Source organism: Pseudogemmobacter humi (assembly GCF_900609055.1).
Lineage (GTDB): Bacteria > Pseudomonadota > Alphaproteobacteria > Rhodobacterales > Rhodobacteraceae > Pseudogemmobacter > Pseudogemmobacter humi.
Window position 1 is genome coordinate 1 of the sequence record NZ_UXAW01000024.1, and the last position, 2,159, is coordinate 2,159.

Annotated in this window: 3 protein-coding genes; all 3 read left to right on the forward strand. The window is 64.8% G+C overall.

The window, feature by feature from the left end:
- Nucleotides 1–93: 93 nt before the first annotated feature.
- The gene (locus tag XINFAN_RS00285) at nt 94–990 is read left to right on the forward strand and encodes a class II glutamine amidotransferase (RefSeq protein WP_124084578.1); all 897 of its coding nucleotides are present in this window, start codon (nt 94–96) and stop codon (nt 988–990) included.
- A 1-nt stretch (nt 991) separates the two neighbouring features.
- Complete coding sequence (locus XINFAN_RS00290) at nt 992–1,675, forward strand: GltB/FmdC/FwdC-like GXGXG domain-containing protein (protein ID WP_124084579.1); 684 nt, start codon at nt 992–994, stop codon at nt 1,673–1,675.
- 10 nt (nt 1,676–1,685) lie between these two features.
- Nucleotides 1,686–2,159, forward strand: a 474-nt coding sequence (locus tag XINFAN_RS22105) for a glutamate synthase-related protein (protein ID WP_267898343.1), incomplete at its 3' end; no start/stop codon positions are given.

Consider the following 2,159-nt stretch of genomic DNA (forward strand, 5'->3'; position numbering starts at 1 on the left):
ATATTCCCCACATGCAAAAATATTTCTTGCTAGTTTATTGGGTAGGTTTACGATGCTGATTGCGCCAGAGCGTTATGGAGAGGGAGACGAGCCATGTGCGGCATTGTCGGGCTATTTTTGAAGGACCGGTCGCTGGAGCCGAAGTTGGGCGAGATGCTGACCACGATGCTGATCACGATGACGGACCGCGGTCCCGACAGCGCGGGGATCGCCATTTACGGCGCCGATGCTGACGGCGAGGGCAAGCTGACGGTGCAGTCGGCGAATGCGGAGAAGGATTTCGCGGGTCTGGCCGAGGATCTCGGCAAGGCGATCGGGACGAAGGTGGGGATGGAGCGCAAGGACAGCCATGCGATCCTGCGGCTCGCGGGCGAGAAGCTGGGCGCCGCGCGCGCGGCGCTGGCAGAGCTGCGCCCGGACGTGCGGGTGATGAGCGCGGGCGACATCATCGAGATCTACAAGGAAACCGGCCTGCCGAAAGACGTGGCGGCGCGGTTCGAGGTCTCGAAGATGAGCGGGCGCCACGGCATCGGCCACACCCGCATGGCGACCGAATCGGCGGTCACCACCATGGGCGCGCATCCGTTCTCGACCGGGATGGACCAGTGCCTCGTGCACAACGGCTCGCTGTCGAACCACAACACCCTGCGCCGCGAGCTGATTCGCGAGGGGCTGAGCTTCGCGACCCAGAACGACACCGAGGTCGCCGCCGCCTATCTGAGCCACAAGCTGGCCCAGGGCATGGATCTGGGCGACGCGCTTCGCGCGGGTCTGGAAGACCTCGACGGGTTCTACACTTTCGTGGTCGGCACCAAGGACGGCTTCGGCGTGGTCCGCGATCCGATCGCCTGCAAACCCGCCGTGATGGCCGAGACCGACCAGTATGTCGCCTTCGGCTCGGAATACCGCGCGCTGGTCGACCTGCCCGGGATCGAGAACGCCCGGGTCTGGGAACCCGAACCCGCCACCGTCTATTTCTGGAAGCACTGACATGCAGACCATCGATCTTGCACAGACCACGCTGCGTGACCTGAACGCCACCCTCCAGGCGCAAGCCGGCCAGACCAATGCCACCGCCTGGGAGATCGTCAATCCGCGCGGCAGCCATGCCCTCGCGGTCGGGCTCGACGCGCCGATCGAAGTGACGGTGAAGGGCTCGACCGGCTATTATTGCGCCGGCATGAACAAACAGGCCACCGTCACGGTGAAGGGCTCGGCGGGCCCCGGCGTGGCCGAGAACATGATGTCGGGCACCGTCATCATCGAAGGCGACGCCAGCCAGTATGCCGGGGCGACCGGCAACGGCGGGCTGCTCGTCGTCAAAGGCAATGCGGCCTCGCGCTGCGGCATTTCGATGAAGGGGATCGATATCGTCGTCTACGGCAATATCGGCCATATGTCGGCCTTCATGGCGCAGTCGGGCAATATGGTGGTGCTGGGCGATGCCGGCGACGCCCTTGGCGATTCGCTCTACGAGGCGCGGCTTTTCGTGCGCGGCTCGGTCAAATCGCTGGGCGCCGACTGCATCGAGAAAGAGATGCGCCCCGAGCATATCGAGATCCTGCGCGACCTGCTGGAACGCTCGGGCGCCCCGGCGAAGCCCGAGGAGTTCAAACGCTACGGTTCGGCCCGCAGGCTCTACAACTTCAATATCGACAATGCGTCGGCCTACTGAGGACATGTCCATGAAAGACGAGACGCAAAAAACGATCCCGCAGACGGTTCCGCGCCAGTCCTGGACCTTCTCGAACGAGATCAACTCCGAGATCCGCCGCGCGGCGGCGACCGGCATCTACGACATCCGGGGCGGCGGCGCCAAACGCCGGGTGCCGCATTTCGACGACCTTCTGTTCCTTGGCGCCTCGATCTCGCGCTATCCGCTGGAAGGCTACCGCGAGCGTTGCGACACCAAGGTCGTGCTCGGCACCCGTTTCGCCAAGAAGCCGATCACGCTGGACATTCCGATCACCATCGCCGGGATGAGCTTCGGCGCGCTCTCGGGGGCTGCGAAGGAATCTCTGGGCCGCGGCGCGACGCTGGCCGGCACCTCGACCACCACCGGCGACGGCGGCATGACCCCCGAGGAGCGGGGCCATTCGCAGAAGCTCGTGTATCAGTATCTGCCCTCGCGCTACGGGATGAACCCCGATGACCTGCGC